General features: G+C 72.0%; 22 protein-coding genes and 1 pseudogene. 9 read left to right on the top strand and 14 right to left on the bottom strand.

The window, feature by feature from the left end:
* Window positions 1–138: 138 nt before the first annotated feature.
* The 4 genes from KBX37_RS29185 to KBX37_RS29170 all read right to left on the bottom strand — a co-directional run bounded on the left by KBX37_RS29185 (window position 139) and on the right by KBX37_RS29170 (window position 3764).
* Window positions 139–600 carry a hypothetical protein gene (locus tag KBX37_RS29185; RefSeq protein WP_210779103.1) on the bottom strand — a complete coding sequence of 154 codons (462 nt, stop codon included), beginning with the start codon at window positions 598–600 and terminating at the stop codon, window positions 139–141.
* A 211-nt stretch (window positions 601–811) separates the two neighbouring features.
* Entirely contained in the window at window positions 812–1990 is a 1179-nt protein-coding gene (locus tag KBX37_RS29180) for a low temperature requirement protein A (protein WP_210779102.1), read from the bottom strand.
* A gap of 391 nt (window positions 1991–2381) precedes the next feature.
* The gene (locus KBX37_RS29175) at window positions 2382–2885 is read right to left on the bottom strand and encodes an O-acetyl-ADP-ribose deacetylase (protein ID WP_210779101.1); all 504 of its coding nucleotides are present in this window, start codon (window positions 2883–2885) and stop codon (window positions 2382–2384) included.
* A gap of 138 nt (window positions 2886–3023) precedes the next feature.
* Window positions 3024–3764 carry a class I SAM-dependent methyltransferase gene (locus KBX37_RS29170; RefSeq protein WP_307849255.1) on the bottom strand — a complete coding sequence of 247 codons (741 nt, stop codon included), beginning with the start codon at window positions 3762–3764 and terminating at the stop codon, window positions 3024–3026.
* A 142-nt stretch (window positions 3765–3906) separates the two neighbouring features.
* Here KBX37_RS29170 and KBX37_RS29165 point away from each other — a divergent pair, with 142 nt between their 5' ends.
* Complete coding sequence (locus KBX37_RS29165; RefSeq protein WP_210779099.1) at window positions 3907–4485, top strand: dienelactone hydrolase family protein; 579 nt, start codon at window positions 3907–3909, stop codon at window positions 4483–4485.
* Between the two features lie 51 nt (window positions 4486–4536).
* Here KBX37_RS29165 and KBX37_RS29160 read toward each other — a convergent pair whose 3' ends face one another.
* A complete protein-coding gene (locus KBX37_RS29160) occupies window positions 4537–5613 on the bottom strand; it encodes a sigma-70 family RNA polymerase sigma factor (RefSeq protein ID WP_307849254.1) in 1077 nt (358 codons plus the stop codon).
* A gap of 69 nt (window positions 5614–5682) precedes the next feature.
* Between KBX37_RS29160 and KBX37_RS29155 the strand changes: the two genes are divergently transcribed.
* Window positions 5683–6516 carry an alpha/beta fold hydrolase gene (locus tag KBX37_RS29155; RefSeq protein ID WP_210779098.1) on the top strand — a complete coding sequence of 278 codons (834 nt, stop codon included), beginning with the start codon at window positions 5683–5685 and terminating at the stop codon, window positions 6514–6516.
* Window positions 6517–6575: 59 nt separating this feature from the next.
* Here KBX37_RS29155 and KBX37_RS29150 read toward each other — a convergent pair whose 3' ends face one another.
* A complete protein-coding gene (locus tag KBX37_RS29150) occupies window positions 6576–7625 on the bottom strand; it encodes a hypothetical protein (protein WP_210779097.1) in 1050 nt (349 codons plus the stop codon).
* Window positions 7626–8046: 421 nt separating this feature from the next.
* Between KBX37_RS29150 and KBX37_RS29145 the strand changes: the two are divergent.
* Window positions 8047–8335 (top strand): annotated as a pseudogene (locus KBX37_RS29145) (YnfA family protein); the annotation flags it as partial.
* 18 nt (window positions 8336–8353) lie between these two features.
* Here the strand turns inward: KBX37_RS29145 and KBX37_RS29140 are convergent.
* The 5 genes from KBX37_RS29140 to KBX37_RS29120 all read right to left on the bottom strand — a co-directional run bounded on the left by KBX37_RS29140 (window position 8354) and on the right by KBX37_RS29120 (window position 12360).
* Window positions 8354–8836 carry an SRPBCC family protein gene (locus tag KBX37_RS29140; RefSeq protein ID WP_210779096.1) on the bottom strand — a complete coding sequence of 161 codons (483 nt, stop codon included), beginning with the start codon at window positions 8834–8836 and terminating at the stop codon, window positions 8354–8356.
* Window positions 8833–9156 (bottom strand): helix-turn-helix transcriptional regulator, encoded by a 324-nt coding sequence (locus KBX37_RS29135; RefSeq protein WP_210779095.1) that lies wholly within the window; start codon window positions 9154–9156, stop codon window positions 8833–8835. Before KBX37_RS29135 ends, KBX37_RS29140 begins: the two co-directional genes overlap by 4 nt.
* A gap of 94 nt (window positions 9157–9250) precedes the next feature.
* The gene (locus tag KBX37_RS29130; RefSeq protein WP_210779094.1) at window positions 9251–9703 is read right to left on the bottom strand and encodes a hypothetical protein; all 453 of its coding nucleotides are present in this window, start codon (window positions 9701–9703) and stop codon (window positions 9251–9253) included.
* A gap of 66 nt (window positions 9704–9769) precedes the next feature.
* Window positions 9770–11011, bottom strand: coding sequence for an MFS transporter (locus KBX37_RS29125; RefSeq protein ID WP_210779093.1), 1242 nt, complete (start codon window positions 11009–11011; stop codon window positions 9770–9772).
* Window positions 11008–12360: a rhodanese-like domain-containing protein gene (locus tag KBX37_RS29120; protein WP_210779092.1), complete on the bottom strand. Its 1353-nt coding sequence runs from the start codon at window positions 12358–12360 to the stop codon at window positions 11008–11010. The genes KBX37_RS29125 and KBX37_RS29120 overlap by 4 nt, the downstream gene beginning before the upstream one ends.
* 73 nt (window positions 12361–12433) lie before the next feature.
* Between KBX37_RS29120 and KBX37_RS29115 the strand changes: the two genes are divergently transcribed.
* Together KBX37_RS29115 and KBX37_RS29110 are read left to right on the top strand one after the other, a co-directional pair.
* On the top strand, window positions 12434–13096 hold the full coding sequence (locus KBX37_RS29115) for a metalloregulator ArsR/SmtB family transcription factor (RefSeq protein ID WP_210779091.1): 663 nt from the start codon (window positions 12434–12436) through the stop codon (window positions 13094–13096).
* A gap of 8 nt (window positions 13097–13104) precedes the next feature.
* A complete protein-coding gene (locus KBX37_RS29110; RefSeq protein ID WP_307849253.1) occupies window positions 13105–13377 on the top strand; it encodes a sulfurtransferase TusA family protein in 273 nt (90 codons plus the stop codon).
* On the opposite strand, the gene KBX37_RS29105 is transcribed toward KBX37_RS29110, so the two are convergent.
* Window positions 13331–13801, bottom strand: a complete 471-nt coding sequence (locus tag KBX37_RS29105; protein ID WP_210779089.1) for a MarR family winged helix-turn-helix transcriptional regulator — start codon at window positions 13799–13801, stop codon at window positions 13331–13333. The genes KBX37_RS29110 and KBX37_RS29105 overlap by 47 nt on opposite strands.
* 97 nt (window positions 13802–13898) lie before the next feature.
* On the opposite strand from KBX37_RS29105, the gene KBX37_RS29100 reads away from it, so the two are divergent.
* A complete protein-coding gene (locus tag KBX37_RS29100; RefSeq protein WP_210779088.1) occupies window positions 13899–14558 on the top strand; it encodes a class I SAM-dependent methyltransferase in 660 nt (219 codons plus the stop codon).
* Between the two features lie 5 nt (window positions 14559–14563).
* Entirely contained in the window at window positions 14564–14809 is a 246-nt protein-coding gene (locus KBX37_RS29095; RefSeq protein WP_247659219.1) for a glutaredoxin domain-containing protein, read from the top strand.
* Window positions 14810–14924: 115 nt separating this feature from the next.
* Here KBX37_RS29095 and KBX37_RS29090 read toward each other — a convergent pair whose 3' ends face one another.
* On the bottom strand, window positions 14925–15071 hold the full coding sequence (locus tag KBX37_RS29090; protein ID WP_210779086.1) for a hypothetical protein: 147 nt from the start codon (window positions 15069–15071) through the stop codon (window positions 14925–14927).
* A 341-nt stretch (window positions 15072–15412) separates the two neighbouring features.
* On the opposite strand from KBX37_RS29090, the gene KBX37_RS29085 reads away from it, so the two are divergent.
* The gene (locus KBX37_RS29085) at window positions 15413–15820 is read left to right on the top strand and encodes a nitroreductase/quinone reductase family protein (protein WP_210779085.1); all 408 of its coding nucleotides are present in this window, start codon (window positions 15413–15415) and stop codon (window positions 15818–15820) included.
* Between the two features lie 16 nt (window positions 15821–15836).
* Here the strand turns inward: KBX37_RS29085 and tnpA are convergent, their stop codons facing one another.
* Window positions 15837–16253, bottom strand: coding sequence for an IS200/IS605 family transposase (tnpA, locus tag KBX37_RS29080; protein WP_210779084.1), 417 nt, complete (start codon window positions 16251–16253; stop codon window positions 15837–15839).
* A 22-nt stretch (window positions 16254–16275) separates the two neighbouring features.
* Here tnpA and KBX37_RS29075 point away from each other — a divergent pair, with 22 nt between their 5' ends.
* Window positions 16276–17505, top strand: coding sequence for an RNA-guided endonuclease TnpB family protein (locus KBX37_RS29075; protein ID WP_210779083.1), 1230 nt, complete (start codon window positions 16276–16278; stop codon window positions 17503–17505).
* The last annotated feature ends 129 nt before the right edge of the window (window positions 17506–17634 follow it).

Genomic DNA, 17634 nt, shown 5'->3' with positions numbered 1-17634 from the left:
CCGTACGCGACTTGGCAAGAGACTCCAGCAGTTCCCGCTGACCGGGTTCGAGCACCAGTGGCGCTGCAGCACGTGTCACGTCCACAGCTTACTCAAACGGCTAGCTATTTGCGAGACAGAACACTAGGAGGGCTGTCGTCAGTCAGCGCCGGCAGGCAATTCGGGACTGGCGGGGATGCTGAGCGGTGCGGTGGTGGGGCACTCCACCAGGTCGGCTGGATGGTCTCCGTCGACCGGTCCTTCGGTGACGGTTCGGTCGTGGACGAGCCGGAAGCAGTACGGCAGGACCAGTTCCTCACCGGTGCGCCGGTTCCACCTGTCGACGATCGGCGTTCGGCCGTGCACGCGAATCACCAGCACCACGCCGCCGGCCGTGTCGGGTGTCGATCCGCTGATCTGCATGACCTCGACGCCCTTCACCCGTCCGGCAGTGCGGAGGAAATGGTCCGCCCGGTCGGGACGGTCGTACTCGATCATTCGCTGCACGTCGCTCATCTGCAGCCAGGCTTCGTCCCTGGTGCGCTCCCTTGCCTGGGCCAGGTCCTCACCGTCCTGCCAGCCACCGCACCCGGTCAGCAACATGACCACCGTGCCCGACATTGCCAGGATCCTCCCGGCCCTCCGCCGCCCCATGGACTGATTGTGCCGGGGCAACCCCGCCGACGACTGCCCCGTCCGGTCCGGCTGCACCCTGGTGGCTGCCGGCAGTGCAGTGGCCTGGCTGCTTGAGCGCCGTCGACACCATCAGTCGAGACAGCTCAGGTAGACCCGATCCGTAGCGTCGGGGCGATTGTCGGAAGCCTGCCTGACGTCAACGGCCGTCTGCCGGGTGGCGTGGCGCGCGTTCGTCCTCATCCGGGGCCGCGGACCCGTCCGCGCGCGGCCGTCTGACGAACTCCACCGCCGCGACTCCCAGCAGGACGATGGTGGCGCCGAAGCCCAGGAGCAGGTTCCACAGGTGCGGGGCGGCCGGCGCGAGGGCGACGGCGACGAGGACACCGACCACGTGCGAGAGCGGGATGCGTCCGAGGACCTCGTGGTCGAGGGCGGCCCGCCCCACCAGGAACAGCGCCACGCCGCCCAGGATGAGCGCGGTCAGGGTGTCGTCCGGCCGCTCGGTGGGATGGTCGATGATCCGCATGAATCCGGCGGCGAGGCAAACCACGCCCACCAGCATGAGCCAGTGGACGTACGGGTTGGTCTGGACGAGCCGTTCCCGGTGCGGGGACCGCTTGATGGCGATACTCAGCCGGGCGCCGGCTCCCCGGGCGTAGCTCCACCACAGCAGCACCGCCGCGACGAACGCGGTGGCGAACGCGGTGATCCGGTCGGCGCTGAACGGCGTGTCGCTCAGGGTGAGGACGGTGACCAGGATGAGCTCGCCCAGGGTGAGGACGTAGATCTGCTGGTACCGCTCGGCCAGGTGCTCCGGCACCACGTCGTACCTGGGTAGGGGCGGTCGGCCGGGGATCGGGAACCGCAGGCCGAAACCGAGGTAGTCCACGGCCAACGCGGCCAGCCACACGGCGAGACGGGTGTCGGGCGAGGGAATCAGGCCGCCGATGATCCACAGGATTCCGGACACCGTGGTCCAGAGCAGGACCCGCTTCGAGCGTTGCTGCTCCGGCCGGCCCCGCAGCGACGGGATGACCACCAACGCCCGACCCCAGTTGATCCCGGCCCAGGTGGCGCCGAACACCAGGCCGTGGTTGTCGAACGCGGTCGGCAGGGCGGCGGACATCAGCATGCCGCCGAACATGACGCCCAGGATCACGAGCTGGACGGGTCGCGCCTGAGGGCTGTAGAGGTCGGTGAACGACGTGGTGGTCACCCAGACCGCCCAGAGCGTCGACAGGGCGAGCAGCGCCTGGGCGATGCCCGTCCAGCTCTGCTCGGTCGCCATCTTCCCCGACGCCAGGATCAGGGTGGCGATCGCCGCGAGGTCGAAGAAGAGCTCCAGCAGATCGGTCCGCTGTGCACCGCCGGGCATCCGCGTTATCGGCCGGCGTCCGCCATCCATCACTTCGGCCTCTTCGATCTCGCGACGCCGGGCCGCCCGCTCGGACCGACCCCCCGGGCGTCGCCGACCGTCGGCGCCGGGACAACTGCCAGCCGCGTCGCACAGCTCGGGCACCGGGGGAATGTCCAGGGTCGGTCGGCCGACCTGACCCTCCCGGGTACGCGACAGGGCAGGGGCCGGTGCTCCCGCGTGGCGTCACACCGCCCCGCTCAACGCTAGTCGACGGGAGGTCGGGCGACCGGCGTTTGTCGAACTGCGTGCGTGAGCCCACAGCGCTCAGCGAGTCCGGGCGGCCGCGTCACGACGACGCGCCGCTTCTCAGCGGGTCGACGTGACCGCCGGCCTCATCGCCGGTCGCGGTTCACGCCCGCGCCGCCGTGGTCAACAGCTGGTACGTCGCTTCGTCGAAGGCGACCAGGCGGACGCGCTCGACCTGGGTGGGCGTGGCCCGGATGGTCGAGATCGCGATCGTCGCCGCCTGCTCGGGCGGGAACCCGTACACGCCGGTGGCGATGGCGGGGAAGGCGACGCTGCGGGCGCCGACCTCGTCGGCGACGGCGAGGCTGCGCCGATAGCACGAGGCCAGGGTGTCGGCCTCGCCGTGGCCGCCGCCCTCCCACACCGGGCCGACGGTGTGGATGACGTGGCGCACCGGTGGGTCGAGGTCGAACGCCGGTGTGGCGACCGCGTCGCCGGCGTCGCACGGCGCCAGCGCGGCACCCGCCCGGGCCAGTCGCGGTCCGGCCGCGCGGTGGATCGCCCCGTCCACACCGCCGCCACCCAGCAGCGACTCGTTGGCCGCGGTGACGATGGCGTCGACGTCCTCGGCGGTGATGTCACCGAGCACCACTTCGATCGCGGGCATGCCCCATCATGTCACCGCCGGCGGCATGCGGCGGGTGGTCCGAGCGGCACGCGAGCACCGTCGCGCGCGAGCAGGTGGCGCGCCCGCCGCTCAATTCCCCCTGACAGGGCCCAGGTGTCCGCCAGGACCGCACAGCGCTCAGTCGGCGGGCTTCTCCCAGACCGAGACGTGCTGGCGGCTCTCGCTGGTGAACGGCGCCCGGTTCCATCCGTCCCAGCGGTCCCGCAGCCGCAGCCCGGCGAGCTGGGCCATCAGGTCGAGTTCCGCCGGCCACACGTACCGGAAGGGGATCGAGCGGTACTCCCCGCGGCCGTCGACGATGCGGACGTAGTTGGAGCTGGTCGCCTGGGTGGCGACGTCGTAGACGTCGTACGACCATTCGGTCGGGGAGACGTGGAAGGGCACCACGTTCTGGCCGGGCGGGAGCCGGCGCAGCTCGGGGACCAGTACCTCGATCACGAAACGGCCACCGGGGGCCAGGTGCGCGGCGGCGTTGCGGAAGCAGGCCACCTGAGCCCCCTGGGTGGTCAGGTTCATGATGGTGTTGAAGAGCAGGTACGCCACGGAGAACGTCCCGTCCACCCGGGTGGTGGCGAAGTCGCCGATCGTCAGGCCGATCGCGTCGCCGCCGGGCTTGGCGCGCAGCCGGTCGACCATCGCGCGGGACAGGTCGATGCCGTGTACCGGAACACCGCGGGCGGCCAGCGGCAGCGCGACGCGTCCGGTCCCGACGCCCAGTTCGAGGGCCTGGCCGACGCCGGCGAGGTCGGCCAGCACGTCGACCGTGGCCGCCACGACGGCGGGGTCGAACATCTCGCTCGTCCGGTCGTCGTAGGTCGCCGCCACCGCTTCACCGAAGTAGCCGTCCGCATCCCGCACCGCCGGACCGTACCGCCGGAGCCGGCGGCGGCGCCCGTGATTTACCGGTCGTCCAGGGCCGTGCCGCTCGCCAGAATGTCGGACGTGCGGGGCATCATCCTGGACGGCGCGCACGAGGAGTTTCCACGGAGAGGGACGTCGCATGGCTGAGGTGCTGTTGTTCCACCACGCGCAGGGGTTGACACCGGGTGTCCGCGACTTCGCCGACCGGCTGAGGGCAGCCGGGCACGCGGTGCACACCCCGGATCTCTACGACGGGAAGACCTTCGACACCCTGGAGGAGGGCCTCGACTACGGCCGGACGGTCGGATTCGACGTGATCCTGGAGCGCGGCCGGCTCACGGCCGAGGGGCTGCCCGCCGGGCTGGTGTACGCCGGGTTCTCGCTCGGGGTCATGCCGGCCCAGTTGCTGGCCCAGACCCGACCGGGCGCGACGGGCGCCCTGCTCTTCCACAGCTGCATCCCGACGTCCGAGTTCGGCGGCGAGTGGCCGGCCGGTGTGCCGGTCCAGGTGCACGGGATGGATGCCGACGAGTTCTTCGTCGACGAGGGTGACCTCGACGCGGCCCGTGCCCTCGTCGCGGCGGCCCCGGACGCCGAACTGTTCCTGTACCCCGGTCCGCAGCACCTGTTCGCCGACAGCAGCCTGCCCGCCTACCACGAGCCGGCGGCGGCGCTGCTCACCGAGCGGGTGCTGGGCTTCCTCGACCGCGTCGGCTAGCTGCCCGAACGCCCGCGTCACCGGCGGGACAGCGCCTTCGTGCCGCCCCGGTCACCGGGGCGGCGGAACACTGCCGTCCTCGCCCGCCGGTGGCAGCGAGTCCGGCAGCCCGAACCCGGCGAAGTGCTCGGCCCCCAGGAACGAGGTGATCTCGGCGATCCGCCCGTCCCGCAGCGTCAGCACGTTGATCGACCACGCCAGGTACGGGCCGGCGTCCTGAGTGCGCAGGTACGACGCCACCGCCGGCTGCCCGTTCGCGCCGGTCGTCCGGTGCCGCCAGCTCCCGCACCGGGTCATCGGTAGCTCGCGGGCGAAGTCGGTGACCGCCGCCAGCCCCCGGTACCACTGCGGCAGCGGCGGCATCGACCAGGTGACGTCCTCGGTCAGCAGGGCGACCAGCGCCTCGGTGTCGCCGTTCTCCAGGGCGGTCGCGTAGCCGGTGACGATCTCCCGCAGCCGGGTGTCGTCGACGCGGCGCAGGGTCCGCTGCTGGCTGACCGGCGGCACCCGGTCGGCCACCAGCCGCCGGGCGCGCGCCAGCGCCGAGTTCACCGAGGTGACCGAGGTACGCATCATGGTGGCGATCTCGGCGGCGGAGAAGCCCAGCACCTCGAAGAGCAGCAGCGCCGCCCGCTGGTTGCCCGGCAGGTGCTGCAGGGCCGCGACGAAGGCCAGCTCGACGGCTTCGCGCTGCTCGTAGCGTACGTCGGGGGCGGCCGGACCGTCGGCGAGCCCGGCGTCGGGGTAGGGCCCCAGCCACGCGACGTGGCCCGCCGGGGCACTGTCCAGCACCGCCCGTTCGCTGGCCGGGCCGAGGTCCACCGGAAGCGCCCGGCGGGCCCGCCCGGCCACCGCGTCCAGGCAGGTACGGGTGGCCACCGTGTACAGCCACGAGCGCAGCGAGCTGCGCCCCTCGAAGCGCGGCAACCCGCGCCACGCCCGCAGCAACGCCTCCTGAAGGGCGTCGTCGGCGTCGTGCGCGGAGCCGAGCATCCGGTAGCAGTGCGCGTGCAGCTCCCGGCGCAGCGGCGCCACCAGGTCGTCGAACGCGGTCCGGTCACCCTCGCGCGCCCGGTCCAGCCCGGCGTCGCGGGCGTCGTCGGCGACGCGCGGAGAAACAGCCCTCACGAGCGACGATTCTGCCGTACGACGGAAGTCTCCACTCCGAACGCACACGCCCCGATCCGGGAGGACCCGATGAGCAGCACATCCACCGCACCTGTCACCACCGCGACCCTGGAGGTCCCGGACGGGCGACTGCACTACGAGGTACGCGGACGGGGGCCGCTGGTGGCGCTGGTCGCCGCCCCGATGGACGCCGGGGCGTTCGCGCCGCTGGCCGATCTGCTCGCCGCCGACCACACGGTGCTCACCACCGACCCGCGTGGCATCAACCGCAGTCTGTTGCACGACCCGCACCAGGATTCGACGCCGCAGTTGCGCGCCGACGACGTCGCCCGGCTGATCGCCCACCTCGACGCCGGCCCGGCCGCCGTGCTCGGCTCCAGCGGCGGCGCGGTGACCGTCCTCGCCCTCGCCCAGGCCCACCCGGAGCGGGCGCACACCGTCATCGCGCACGAGCCGCCGCTGATCGGCCTGCTCGACGACCGCGAGGACCGCTTCGCGCGGGAGGACGCCATGATCGCCACATACCTGGCCGGGGACCGGCTGGGCGCGGGGCGGCAGTTCCTCGCCAACGCGAACATCGAGCTGCCCGAGCCGGTGGTCCAGGGCATGTTCGGCGGCGAACCCGAGCCGCAGGCCGCCGCCGACGAGCACTTCCAGTACGTCCACATGATCCGTGGGACCACCCGGTTCCAGCCGGACGTCACCGCGCTGCGAAAGGGCCCGACCCGGGTCGTCATCGGGCTGGGCGAGGAGTCGACCGGCCAGGTCTGCGACCTCACCTCCCGGGCGCTGGCCGAGGCGCTCGGGACCGCGCCGACGATGTTCCCCGGTGGCCACATCGGCTTCGTGGAGGACCCGAAGCGGTTCGCCGTCCGCCTGCGGGAGGTCCTCGCCGAGGGCTGACGGCGGCTACGTCGGCAGGTCGCTCCTCGGCCGGCTCACCGACCGACCACCCGGCCGCCTCACCCGTCCAGGCGCTCGGCGGCCGCGGCCCGCACCTCGGCCGTCTCGATCGGGTCGTCGCGCAGGTAGCGCAACCGTTCCCGGGCCGTGCCGTCGAGCGCCACCCGCCGGGCCGACAGCAGCCGCGCGTCCGCCTCGCAGTCCCACAGGCCTTCGGAGAAGCGCCGTTGCACCCCGCCCGGGTCCAGCGCCGCGTGCGCCTGCAGGTAGGCGGCACGTTCGTAGGAGTGCGGGCTGAACCAGAGGCGGCGCAGGCTGGGCAGGACCTCCCGCGCCTGCGCCCCGCCGATCCGGGCCAGCCCCTCGACGAGCTGGTCGTAGCCGCACCGGTCGTCGTGCGTGTCCAACCAGTCCAGCCCGGACAGCAGCGCCGGGACGTCGCCGGCGTCCCCGTGGGCGGCGAGCAGTTGCAGAGCCGGCCAGGTCAGCCGGTGGGCGTCGGCGCGTACCCACGCGCGGGCGGCCGGCAGGGCCGGCGGGCCGACGGCGAGCAGCGGCCGGCTCAGCGGACCGGCCAGCCCGGCGGCGGCCAGCTCCTCCGCCATGTCGAGCAGTGTTGGTTCGGGTGGACGGAAGCCCAGTTCGCGCAGGACCATCCGCCACTGGGCGGAGCGGTCCCGGTCGCGCAGTATCTCCAGCAGCACCGCCGACGGCTCCTCCCGCCCGGGCCGGTGCGACCGCTGCGGTCCGTCGTCGCGCACCGCGTCGGCGATTCGCGGGTCGCGTTCCGCCCAGGCCCGCCAGGGCAGGCACCGCCGCCACTCGCAGGCCTGTTCCAGCGCGTCCGGCCGGCGCATCAGCGCCGGGTACAGGTCGTCCCACCACGCCTCGGGCCACGTGCGGGCCACCTCCGTGAGTGCCTCGTTACCGGGGCCCCTTCGTCCACCACCCACCAGAACCGCCGGTCGTGGCGCAGGCAGTCGTACCAGGTCGGGGGCCGCCGGGTCCACCATGGCGCGGTGCGCGCCACGGCCCAGCCCGCGCTGCAACGCCCCGGCCAGGGTTCCGGACGGGGCGTAGTGCCAGCCGTCCTCGTCGCCGTCGCTCATCGGGCGACAGTGTGCCGCCTGCGTACGGTGGCGGCACCCAGATTTACCCGGCCGGCATCAACGCCCCTACCCGGCGGCGGCGGGCAGACTGGAACACGCGCCCAGAACACCGCATCCATGGGACGAGTCTGATAGGCCGCCCCATGTCGCGGCTGTGCCGCGAGGGGCCCGCGGGAATGCCAGTCGATGCGTTCCACCCTGCCGTTGGTCTGGGGGCGGTAGGGGCGGGTCTTCTTGATCGCGATGCCAGCGGTGGTGAGGGTGCCGCTTTCGCGATGATTCCGCTCATCGAAGCCGGGTCCCGCGAGCACCTGGCCCTTCTGATCCGCCTGGCGGCGTCGACCTCGCCGAGGTCGACGCCGCCACGCGGACACCCCGCGGTCTCGACGAGGCGCCACGCCCTGCAGTCGCTCAAGCGCCGGGCGGGGCCTGGCTCGTCTGGCAGGGCTGGCGCGAGCACCGCGGCCTGTGGTGAATCGTCGCCGGCGTCATCGCCCTCGGCGCGTACGGGTTCGTCGCCACCTTCCAGCCGGCCCCCAGCTTCGGGCGCATCCTGGCCGCCTACGGCGGTGTCTTCGTCGCGGGCTCTCTCGCCTGGGGCATGGTCATGGACAAGTTCCGCCCCGAGTGGTGGGACGTCCTCGGCGCTGATCTGCCTGGTGGGCGTCGCGATCATCATGTACGCGCCGCAGAACATCACCGGCTTTTGATCGTCGTGAGGAGGTCGGTCAGCCGTCCGTGGTGAACAGGGCGGCGTAGCGGTTCAGGTAGAGCGGCCATCCTTCGTCGTGGGCGACGCCGTCACGCACGGACTCCCAGCCGGGCCCGTGCCGGTCGAGGTGGCGGTGTTCCAGCTCCACTCGCGTGCGCTGGGGTGTTTCGGCGACGAACCGGACCTCGACCTCGCTGGTGTTGTCCGGCTCGGTCTCGACGCGCCACTGCGGGCTGATGTCCCAGCTGAACACGACCCGCTGCGGCGGGTCGTAGGCGAGCACCCGCGCCCAGCGGCACTCGGTGCCGTCGACGCCGCGGTCATAGATGTGGCCGCCGACCTGCGGCTCGAACACCGTCTCGGCGATCGCCACTCCGAGCAGGTTGTGCTCGCGGGGTTTGAAGTCGCCGAACCGCTCGGTGAACACGGTGAATGCCCGCTCGAGCGGCGCATTGACGATGATCTGCCGGCGCACCACCACATCCGCTGCCTGAGTCATGAGTCCTCCTCGGTCGGTTGTTCGACGACGTCCTGGTAGCCGTCCAGCGCGCGATTCCAGAACGTGTCCAGTTGATCGCGCAGGGCGGCGACACCTGCCGGGTTGAGCCGGTAGACCCGGCGGGTGCCGGCTGTGCGGCCGGTGACCAGGCCGGCGTCCTTGAGCACCTTCAGGTGCTGGGACACTGCGGGCCGGCTGATCGGCAGCTCTTGGGCGAGCTCGCCGACGGCCCGTGGCCGCTCCGCCAGGCACGCGACGATTGCCCGCCGGGTGGGGTCGCCCAGGGCGTCCCAACCATCCCCAGTTCGGTAAGTAGCCACGAACGGTAAGCTACAACTTACAGGGCAAGGAGTCAAGGTCCGGGCTGGTGAGGGCCATGAGGATGCCGGCCGGTGTGGCAGGCGGTGGAGCCGGCTATGCGGTGACGCCGGTCGGGAGTCGCCGCGTGACCAGCGGGATGATGGCCAGGGCGAGGATCCCGCCGCCCAGGGCGAGGGTGGCGTAGCTGGTGGCCGAGAGGATCATGCCGCTGGCGATGCCGCCGCCCGCGCCGGCGAGTGCGACGCAGAGGTCGACGGTCCCCTGCGTCCTGGCTCGGGTGTTCAGCGGCAGCGCATCAGTGATCATGGCGGTGCCGAGTCGGCCAACCATGAGGGCGGCGCCGGCGGACCCGGCGGTGAACAGGGCGGTGGGCAGGCCGGACAAGTTGCTGGTGCCGAGCAGGTCGGCGGCCAGCAGCGCCCCGACGGTGACTCCGGCGGCAAGCCCGGCGCCGCTGAACACCTGAGAGGCCATCACGACGATCAGGGTTCTGCGGTGCAGGGCTTCGCGGGCGGCCGGGGAGTCGGTGTAGACGGTGCTGGCCATGTGGAGCGGTCCTTCTGCCGCGGGATGCGAGGCCCCGGCGGCACCCGGAGGCGCCGCTGGTCGTTGTCAGGCCCGGGCGTGCGTTTCGTACATGCGGGCCCACGCGAGCAGGCCGGATGCGGCGGTGAGAGCGGCGACGACCCAGACGGCGGCGCGGATGCCGGCGAGGTCGGCGACGATGCCGGCGAGTAGCGCGCCGACGGCGAAGCCGCCGTCGCGCCAGAGTCGGTAGATGCCTACGGCGCGGGCGCGCCAGGTGGGGTGGGCGACGTCGGAGATGGCGGCGAGCAGGGTGGGGTACACCGCTGCGGTGCCGGCGCCGAGCAGTACCGCGGCGGCGGCCCAGGCGGTGAAGTCGTCGGCGAGGGCGATCAGGGCCAGGGCGGCGGCCTGCAGGAGCATCCCGGCGACGATGAAAGGTTTGCGGCCGTAGCGGTCGGATGCCGGGCCGGTGGCCAGTTGGCCGAGGCCCCAGACGGCCGGGTAGAGGGCGGCGAGCGCGCCGATCTGGGTCAGCGACAGTCCGGCGGTGGCGAACAGGACCGGGAACAGTCCCCAGGCCAGGCCGTCGTTGAGGTTGTTGACCATGCCTGCCTGGCTCGCCGATGCCAGGGCGGGCTCGCGCCAGCTGGCCAGGGCGAATACCTGCCCGGTGGAGAGCTCTCCGGCGTGGCTGCCGGTGTGGGTGGTGGCTTCGTGGCGGGCGTGGCCGCGGGTCTCGCGCACGAGCACCGCTGAGAGCCCGAGGCCGAGGGCGATGTAGGCGGCGGCGAGCAGGAACGGCGCCGGGCGCAGCCCGAACTGCGCGGCCAGCGCCCCGGTGGCCATCGCGGTGGCGGCGACGGCGAGGTAGCCGGCGGCCTCGTTGAGGCCCATCGCCAGGCCGCGCCGGTGCGGTCCGGCGAGGTCGATCTTCATGATGACGGTGGTGGACCAGGCCAGGCCCTGGTTGACGCCGAGCAGCACGTTCGCCGCGACGATCCATCCCCAGTTCGGGGCCCAGATCAGCATGGCGGGGATCGGGATGGCAACTAGCCAGCCGGCGAGCAGGACGCGCTTGCGGCCGTAGCGGTCCGACAGGGTCCCGGCGAAGAAGTTCGTGGCAGCCTTCGTGGCGCCGAACGCGAGGATGTAGGTCAGCGCGGCGGTGTAGGCGGTGAGGCCGAACTCGCGTTCGGCGAGCAGCGGCAGCACGGTGCGTTCGGAGCCGAGGACGCCGCCGACGAGGGCGTTGACGACAACGAGCAGGGTGAACTGGGCGGCGTTGACGCCGAGCCCGAGCCGCGGGGCACTGCTGGTGGTGGTCATGAGCCCTCCTGCAGGCGGCGGCCGGTGGCGGCGGCCCAGTCGTGGGGTCCGCCGGCGAGCACGGCGAGGTCGCGGCGGCCGGCGCGCTCCAGCAGGGTGGCGGCGGTCATGGCGCGTTCGCCGTGCCCGCACATCACCACCGCGGGCCCGTCCGGTGCTGCGTGCGCGGCGGCGGGCAGGTCGCCGAGTTCCAGGTGGACGGCGCCGGGCAGGTGCCCGGTGCCGTATTCACTGGTTTGCCGGATGTCGAGCACCGGTGCGTCGACCTCGTGCGGGCGCACCAGCCGGGTGGTGGAGACCGCGCCGGTCCAGGCGCTCATGCCGCCGGCGAGTTCGCCGGCCAGCCGGTCGAAGCCGATGTTCAGCGCCGGCCACAGGATGTCGGCTGGGTCCTGGCCGCGGTTGCGCACGATCACCACGGGCGTGTCGGGGGCGACGAGCCAGCCGAGCCAGGTGGCGAACTGCGCGCGCAGCGGGATCGCGATCGCACCGGGGATGTGCCCGGCGGCGATGTCAGCCACCGGGCGCACGTCGACGATCACCGCGCCGTCGGCGTGCAGCCGCCGCACCTCGTCGGTGGACAGTTGCGGCAGGGCTTGGGCGGTGTCGATGACAGCGGGACCGCGCCGGTTGGTCTCGGCCAGCCACCGGAAATACCTCGGATACGAACCGAGGGAGCTGACGAGCTGGGTGACGAACGCGTCGACGTCCGGCGCGGCCAGCAACGGGTTGCTCGCCTTCTCTGCGGCGATGGTGCTGGTGCGTGCGGTGCCGGGCGGGGCGGAGCAGAACGACCCGGCACCGTGCGTCGGCCACACCGCGGTGGCGTCCGGCAGGGCGGCGAGGCGGTGCAGGGAGGCGTACTGGGCCCGGGCCAGTTGGACGGTGCGATCGCCGCCGAGCAGGTCGGTGCGGGCGGCGGAGCCGACGATCAGCGACCCGCCGGTGAACACCCCCACCGGTGCGGTCCCGTCCAGCAGCAGGAAGGACAGGTGCTCATCGGTGTGCCCGGGCGTTGCCAGAGCGCGCAGGGTGAGCCCGCCGAGGTCGACCTCGTCGCCGTCGGCCAGGCCGCGGTGGTCGAACGCGCGCATGCCGGCGGCCGAGGCCAGGATTTGCGCGCCGTCGGTCGCGGCGAGCTGCACCGCACCGGAGAGGAAGTCGGCGTGCAGGTGCGTGTCAGCCGCCCACGCCACCGTCAGACCCCGCCGGCCGGCTGCGGCGCGTAATGCCCGAAGGTCCCGCGGCGGGTCCACGGCCAGGGCCCGGCCGTCACCGGTGTCGAGCAGGTAAGCACTGTTACCTAAGCCGTCGTCCACCAGCGGTATCAACCGCTCATCAATTCGCACCACGACCTCCGACCCGGGGAGCGTCGCCCGCCCACAACTATTACACTATTCCATAGAGCATTGGAGGAGCGTGATGGGTGATCCGGTCGCCAAGGCCGATCTGTTCGACTCCCTTGCCCGCGTCGGCAAGGCGCTGGGCAGCGGCAAGCGCTTGGAACTGCTCGACCTGCTCGCCCAGGCCGAACGCAGCGTCGAGGCCCTCGCCCGCGCCGCCCACCTCGGGCTGACCACCTGCTCGGCCCACCTGCAAACCTTGCGGCAGGCCGGGCTGGTCGCGACCCGCCGCGACGGCACCAGGATCTACTACCGGCTCGCCGGACCCGACGTGGCCGCGCTCTACGCGCTGCTGCGCGACGTCGCGGGTGCCCACTCCGCGCAGGCCGCCGCCGCGTGCGACGCCTACCTCGGCGACCACGACACCGACGCCGTCGACCGCGAGGAGCTGCAACGTCGCCTCGCCGCCGGCGAGGTCATCGCCGTGGACGTGCGCCCGGCCGAGGAGTACACCGCCGGGCACATCCCCGGCGCGGTCTCCATCCCTCTGGATCAGCTCGCCGACCGGCTTGCCGACTTGCCCGCCGACGTCGAGGTCGTGGCCTACTGCCGCGGCGCCTACTGCGTGCTCGCCCACGACGCCGTGCGGCTCCTGCAAGCCCGGGGTCGCCGCGCCGCCCGGCTGGCCGACGGAATGCTCGAATGGCGGCTGGCCGATCTGCCCGTCGACGCCGCCGCATGACCGTCCCGGTGAGGCTCGACGGCGGCGACTGCCGCTGCATCCAGCAGCTCAGCGAGCTGCGCCGCCTCACCCTGCAGGTCCCGTCCGGCATCGTGATCCACCTGATCGCCACCGACCCGGCCGCGCCCCTGGACCTGCCCGCCTGGTGCCACCTCACCGGGCACACCTACCTGGGCCCCATGCCCGCTGCCGACCGGCCCACCTACACGATGCAGGTCAGCGCCGGCGCGGCGATCACCGACCCCGATCGCCCGTGGCGGCCGACGCCAGCCGCGCCGTGAGGGAGTCGACCGTCGCCAGGAACTGGCGCACCTGCTCGGCCGGCATCCCGGCGAACAACTGCGCCGACCCGGCCTCGTAGTCCGCGGCGAGCTGCCGGGTTACCGCCGCGCCGGCGTCAGTGAGCCGCACCAGGATCGCCCGCCGATCCTGCGGATGCGGGTCGCGCTGCACAAACTCGGAAGCCTGCAACCCGTCAATCAGCGCCGTGACGTTGCGGGCCGTCACCCCGATCGTGCGGGCGAGCTGCTGCTGCGTGACCGGGCCCTGCCGATGAAGCTGCCAGACCACCGTCGCCCGCGCCCGCGTCAGCCCGCGAGCGACCAGGCCGGCCTGCATGTACTGATCGACGGTCACCGCAAACGCGAAGAGCCGCTCCAGCGCCCCGGGAAACCCCTCGCAGGACGCCAACAGGTCGCCGTTCACGGGATTGTGTATGCCATTCACTATGTATAGCCTCCACGGTGATGGTAGCTGCCGGGGTCCCGCCGGGAACGCCGCAGCCGCAAAGGGTGGAGGAGCCATGGCGGCGGTGTCACATCCGGTGTTCGCACGCGTCTACGAACGCCTCAGCGTGATGATGGACCGCGCCGGCGGCGCCGAACACCGCCGGAACCTGGTCGCCGGGCTGAGCGGTCGGATCATCGAGGTCGGCGCCGGCAATGGCCGCACCTTCGCGCACTACCCACCACAGGTCACCGAGGTCGTCGCCGTCGAGCCCGAACCGAGGCTGCGCTCCGCAGCGATGGCCGCCGCCGCAACGGCGCCAGTGCCGGTGCGAGTGGTCGACGGAGTGGCCGAGGCCCTGCCCGCCGGCGATGGCGAGTTCGACGCCGCCGTCACCGCGCTGGTGCTGTGCACCGTGCCGGACCAGGCCGCCGCCCTGGCCGAGATCGCCCGGGTGCTGCGCCCCGGCGGACAGTTGCGCTTCTTCGAGCATGTCGCCGCCGAGGCATCCGGCGCGATGCGTTGCACGCAGCGCCTCGCCGACGCGACCCTGTGGCCGCGGCTGTTCGGCGGATGCCGCACCGGCCGCGACACCGTCACCGCCATCACCGCCGCCGGATTCGCCATCGACCGGCTGCACCGCTTCCGGTTCCCGCCCACCGGTCCGAGCAGCCCCGCTGCTCCGCACGTACGCGGCGCTGCCAGCCGCCCCACCGACATCCCAACCGCCCAGTGACCGAGATGGACGCGCAGACGCCCGTCACCGTCTACAGCAGGCCGGGCTGCCCCTACTGCTACCTACTTCGCCGCGGCCTACGCCGCCGCCGCGTCACTTTTACCGAGGTGAACATCTGGACCGACCCGGACGCGGCCGCCGCCGTCCGCGCCGTCGCCGACGGCAACGAGACCGTCCCCACGGTCCACGTCGCCGGGCAATGGCTCGTCAACCCCCGCGCCGCGACCGTCGACCAGCTCGCCCGCGGCTGACCACCATGACGTCGGCCGGCTGACACGAGCAGCGGCCAGCCACCGAACCGCAGCGCTGGTCGAGGGCCGGTTCCACAGCGCCGAAGGGCTCAGGTCGATCGAGGACTTGCGAAGTTCAGTAAAGCCAGCCGTCCCACTTCGGCTCGTACGCGAGGCCGGGTGGCTGCGGGAGCGCGCCGACGGAGGCGGCGGGCATCGGCTCGACAGGCGGCCGCAGCATGGTGGCCGCGGCGCTGTCCGCGTGCTGGCGGCCCCAGCTCACCCCACGATGTGAAAGCTGATCATCATTTCCCCTCCCCTGATCGTGCCGGAGGAGGCGAAGATGGCAGGTAAAGATCAGGCGCGACGAATGACTGCCCCTGGTGGCTGCCGCAGTGACACATCACCTACAACGAGACCAACACTGCGCCTGGTCTTTCGGCGGGGCGAGGACCGCCACTCGTTGCCCACGGGTATTCGGGCAGCTTGGCCAAGCTGCACGCGCTCCTCGACCAGGCGAGGATGGTAACCGTCAGGCCCACCGCAGCCGGTGCGGCGTGTCGCGGTCTCCGCTCCGCAACGCCGCAACACGCCGCATCCGAGTCGGGACCGCAGGAGGTGGACGTGCGTCGCGTGGTGGAGCTGCTGTACGAGGCCCAGCGCCGGCTGTACCCGGGTGACCGCCCCAGCCGGCTGGCCCGGGTGATGAACCGGGTGGACGCTGCCCAGTTCGCCACCGGGGTGCTCGCCCCGCGCCGCGCGGTCACCCTGGAGGTACCCGGGCGGCGTACCGGCCGGAGGATCGCCGTGCCGGTGGTGGTGGCCGACCTCGACGGTGACCGCTACCTGGTCTCCATGCTCGGCGAGAGCGCCAACTGGGTACGCAACGTGCGGGCGGCCGGCGGCCGGGCGGTGCTGCGCCACGGCGGGCGCGAGCACGTGCTGCTGCGGGAGTTCGACGTGGCCCCGCGCCCCGGTCCTGCGCCGCTACCCGGGGTGCGGGCCAGTGCTCCGCCCTTCAGGGCGGGGTGAAGGCCCGAGCAGTGCCTTAGACCGGGCGGTTCTGCTGTTCGATGTACTGACGCACGGCACTCAGCGGTGCGCCGCCGACGGAGCCGGCGAAGTACGAGCCCGACCAGAGCTTGTTGGCCCGGTAGTAGTGCCGCCGCAGGTCGGGGAACTCCTGCCGCATCCGCCGGCTGGACACACCCTTGAGGCTGTTGACCAACTTCGCCAGGGCGACCTTGGGCGGGAAGTTGACGAGCAGGTGGACGTGGTTGTTCTCGCCGTTGAACTCGACCAGTTCGGTCTCGAAGTCGGCGCACACCGCCCGCATGATCTCTTCCATGCGGGCGAGGTGCCGGTCGCCGAACACCTTGTGCCGGAACTTCGTCACGAAGACCAAGTGAGCGTGCAGAGCAAAAACGCAGTGCCTACCAGTGCGGATGCCTTCGAGTTCAGCCATAAACCAATGGTATTCTGCGCTCGTGCAGCTCCGTTACAACTACCGCGTGTATCCCACGCCGAGTCAGCAGGCTTCGCTGGCTCGGGCGTTCGGGTGCGCGCGAGTGGTGTTCAACGACGGGCTGCGAGCACGGCAGGAAGCCCGCGAGCAGGGTCTGCCGTACCTGTCGGACGCCGAGCTGTCCAAGCGGGTCACCGCGGCCAAGGGGGCCCCGGAACGGGCATGGCTGGGCGAGGTCTCGTCGGTCGTGCTGCAACAGGCGCTGGCCGATCTGAACGCGGCGTACCGCAACTTCTTCGCCTCGATTACCGGCAAGCGCAAGGGCCGCAAGGTGGCACCGCCGCGGTTCCGCTCCCGCAAGGACAACCGGCAGGCGATCCGGTTCACCGCCAACGCCCGATTCAAGGTGCTGGACAACGGCCGGCTGCGCCTGCCGAAGATCGGCGACGTGGAGGTGCGGTGGTCGCGGGGTCTGCCGTCCGAGCCCAGCTCGGTCACGGTGATCCGGGATGCGGCGGGCCGGTACTTCGCCTCGTTCGTCGTGCAGACCGCAGACGAGCCGTTGTCGCCGGTGGAGTCGGAGGTCGGTATCGACCTGGGCCTGACCCACTTCGCGGTCCTCTCGGACGGTACGAAGGTGGCGGCCCCGAAGTTCCTGCGCCGCGCGGCCCGCAAGCTCAAGCGGTTGCAGCAAGACCTCTCCCGCAAGACCAAGGGGTCGAACAACCGCAAGAAGGCCGTCGTGAAGGTCGCTCGGGCGCATGCCCAGGTGGCCGACACTCGGCGGGACTGGCAGCACAAGCTCTCGACCCGGATCATCCGCGACAACCAAGCGGTGTACGTCGAGGACCTATGCGTGGCCGGTCTCGGCCGGACGCGGCTGGCCAAGTCCGTGCACGACGCCGGCTGGTCGCAGTTCGTCGGGATGCTGGAGTACAAGGCCACCCGGTACGGGCGTACCTTCGCCCGCGTGGACCGGTTCTTCCCGTCCACGAGGATGTGCTCGGACTGCGGCCGGATCAACGACAAGATGGCGCTCGACGTCCGAGCGTGGGACTGCCCCTGCGCCAGCAGCCACGACCGGGACGTCAACGCGGCCATGAACGTGCTCGCGGCGGGACGCGCCGAGAGCCTAAACGCCTGTGGAGCGCAGGTAAGACCGGCACCCGTGCCGGCACCGCGCGAGGAAGCAGGAATCCGCCCGGACGCCGCGTGTGCCACGCGCAGCGTGGAGGGAGTCTCCGTCCTTTAGGGCAAGGCCATGAAGTTAGGGCGTTGGGCCTGATGTCAAGGGCTGTTTGAGCATGATGGAGGGTGCTGGTAAAGAGGCAGCGGGACTCCGGTAGAACGGCTTGTCGACCAAGACCAGCCAGCTACGAGG

The sequence above is a fragment of the Micromonospora sp. U56 genome, assembly GCF_018070095.1.
Lineage (GTDB): Bacteria > Actinomycetota > Actinomycetes > Mycobacteriales > Micromonosporaceae > Micromonospora > Micromonospora purpureochromogenes.
This window is presented reverse-complemented; position numbering and strand designations above follow the sequence as displayed.

What these genes read in the sequence shown, in the direction of transcription:
- KBX37_RS29185 (WP_210779103.1), bottom strand. Translation starts at nt 600, where the DNA reads ATGTCGGGCACGGTGGTCATGTTGCTGACCGGGTGCGGTGGCTGGCAG.
- KBX37_RS29180 (WP_210779102.1), bottom strand. Translation starts at nt 1,990, where the DNA reads ATGCCCGGCGGTGCACAGCGGACCGATCTGCTGGAGCTCTTCTTCGAC.
- KBX37_RS29175 (WP_210779101.1), bottom strand. Translation starts at nt 2,885, where the DNA reads ATGCCCGCGATCGAAGTGGTGCTCGGTGACATCACCGCCGAGGACGTC.
- KBX37_RS29165 (WP_210779099.1), top strand. Translation starts at nt 3,907, where the DNA reads ATGGCTGAGGTGCTGTTGTTCCACCACGCGCAGGGGTTGACACCGGGT.
- KBX37_RS29155 (WP_210779098.1), top strand. Translation starts at nt 5,683, where the DNA reads ATGAGCAGCACATCCACCGCACCTGTCACCACCGCGACCCTGGAGGTC.
- KBX37_RS29150 (WP_210779097.1), bottom strand. Translation starts at nt 7,625, where the DNA reads ATGAGCGACGGCGACGAGGACGGCTGGCACTACGCCCCGTCCGGAACC.
- KBX37_RS29140 (WP_210779096.1), bottom strand. Translation starts at nt 8,836, where the DNA reads ATGACTCAGGCAGCGGATGTGGTGGTGCGCCGGCAGATCATCGTCAAT.
- KBX37_RS29130 (WP_210779094.1), bottom strand. Translation starts at nt 9,703, where the DNA reads ATGGCCAGCACCGTCTACACCGACTCCCCGGCCGCCCGCGAAGCCCTG.
- KBX37_RS29125 (WP_210779093.1), bottom strand. Translation starts at nt 11,011, where the DNA reads ATGACCACCACCAGCAGTGCCCCGCGGCTCGGGCTCGGCGTCAACGCC.
- KBX37_RS29115 (WP_210779091.1), top strand. Translation starts at nt 12,434, where the DNA reads ATGGGTGATCCGGTCGCCAAGGCCGATCTGTTCGACTCCCTTGCCCGC.
- KBX37_RS29100 (WP_210779088.1), top strand. Translation starts at nt 13,899, where the DNA reads ATGGCGGCGGTGTCACATCCGGTGTTCGCACGCGTCTACGAACGCCTC.
- KBX37_RS29095 (WP_247659219.1), top strand. Translation starts at nt 14,564, where the DNA reads ATGGACGCGCAGACGCCCGTCACCGTCTACAGCAGGCCGGGCTGCCCC.
- tnpA (WP_210779084.1), bottom strand. Translation starts at nt 16,253, where the DNA reads ATGGCTGAACTCGAAGGCATCCGCACTGGTAGGCACTGCGTTTTTGCT.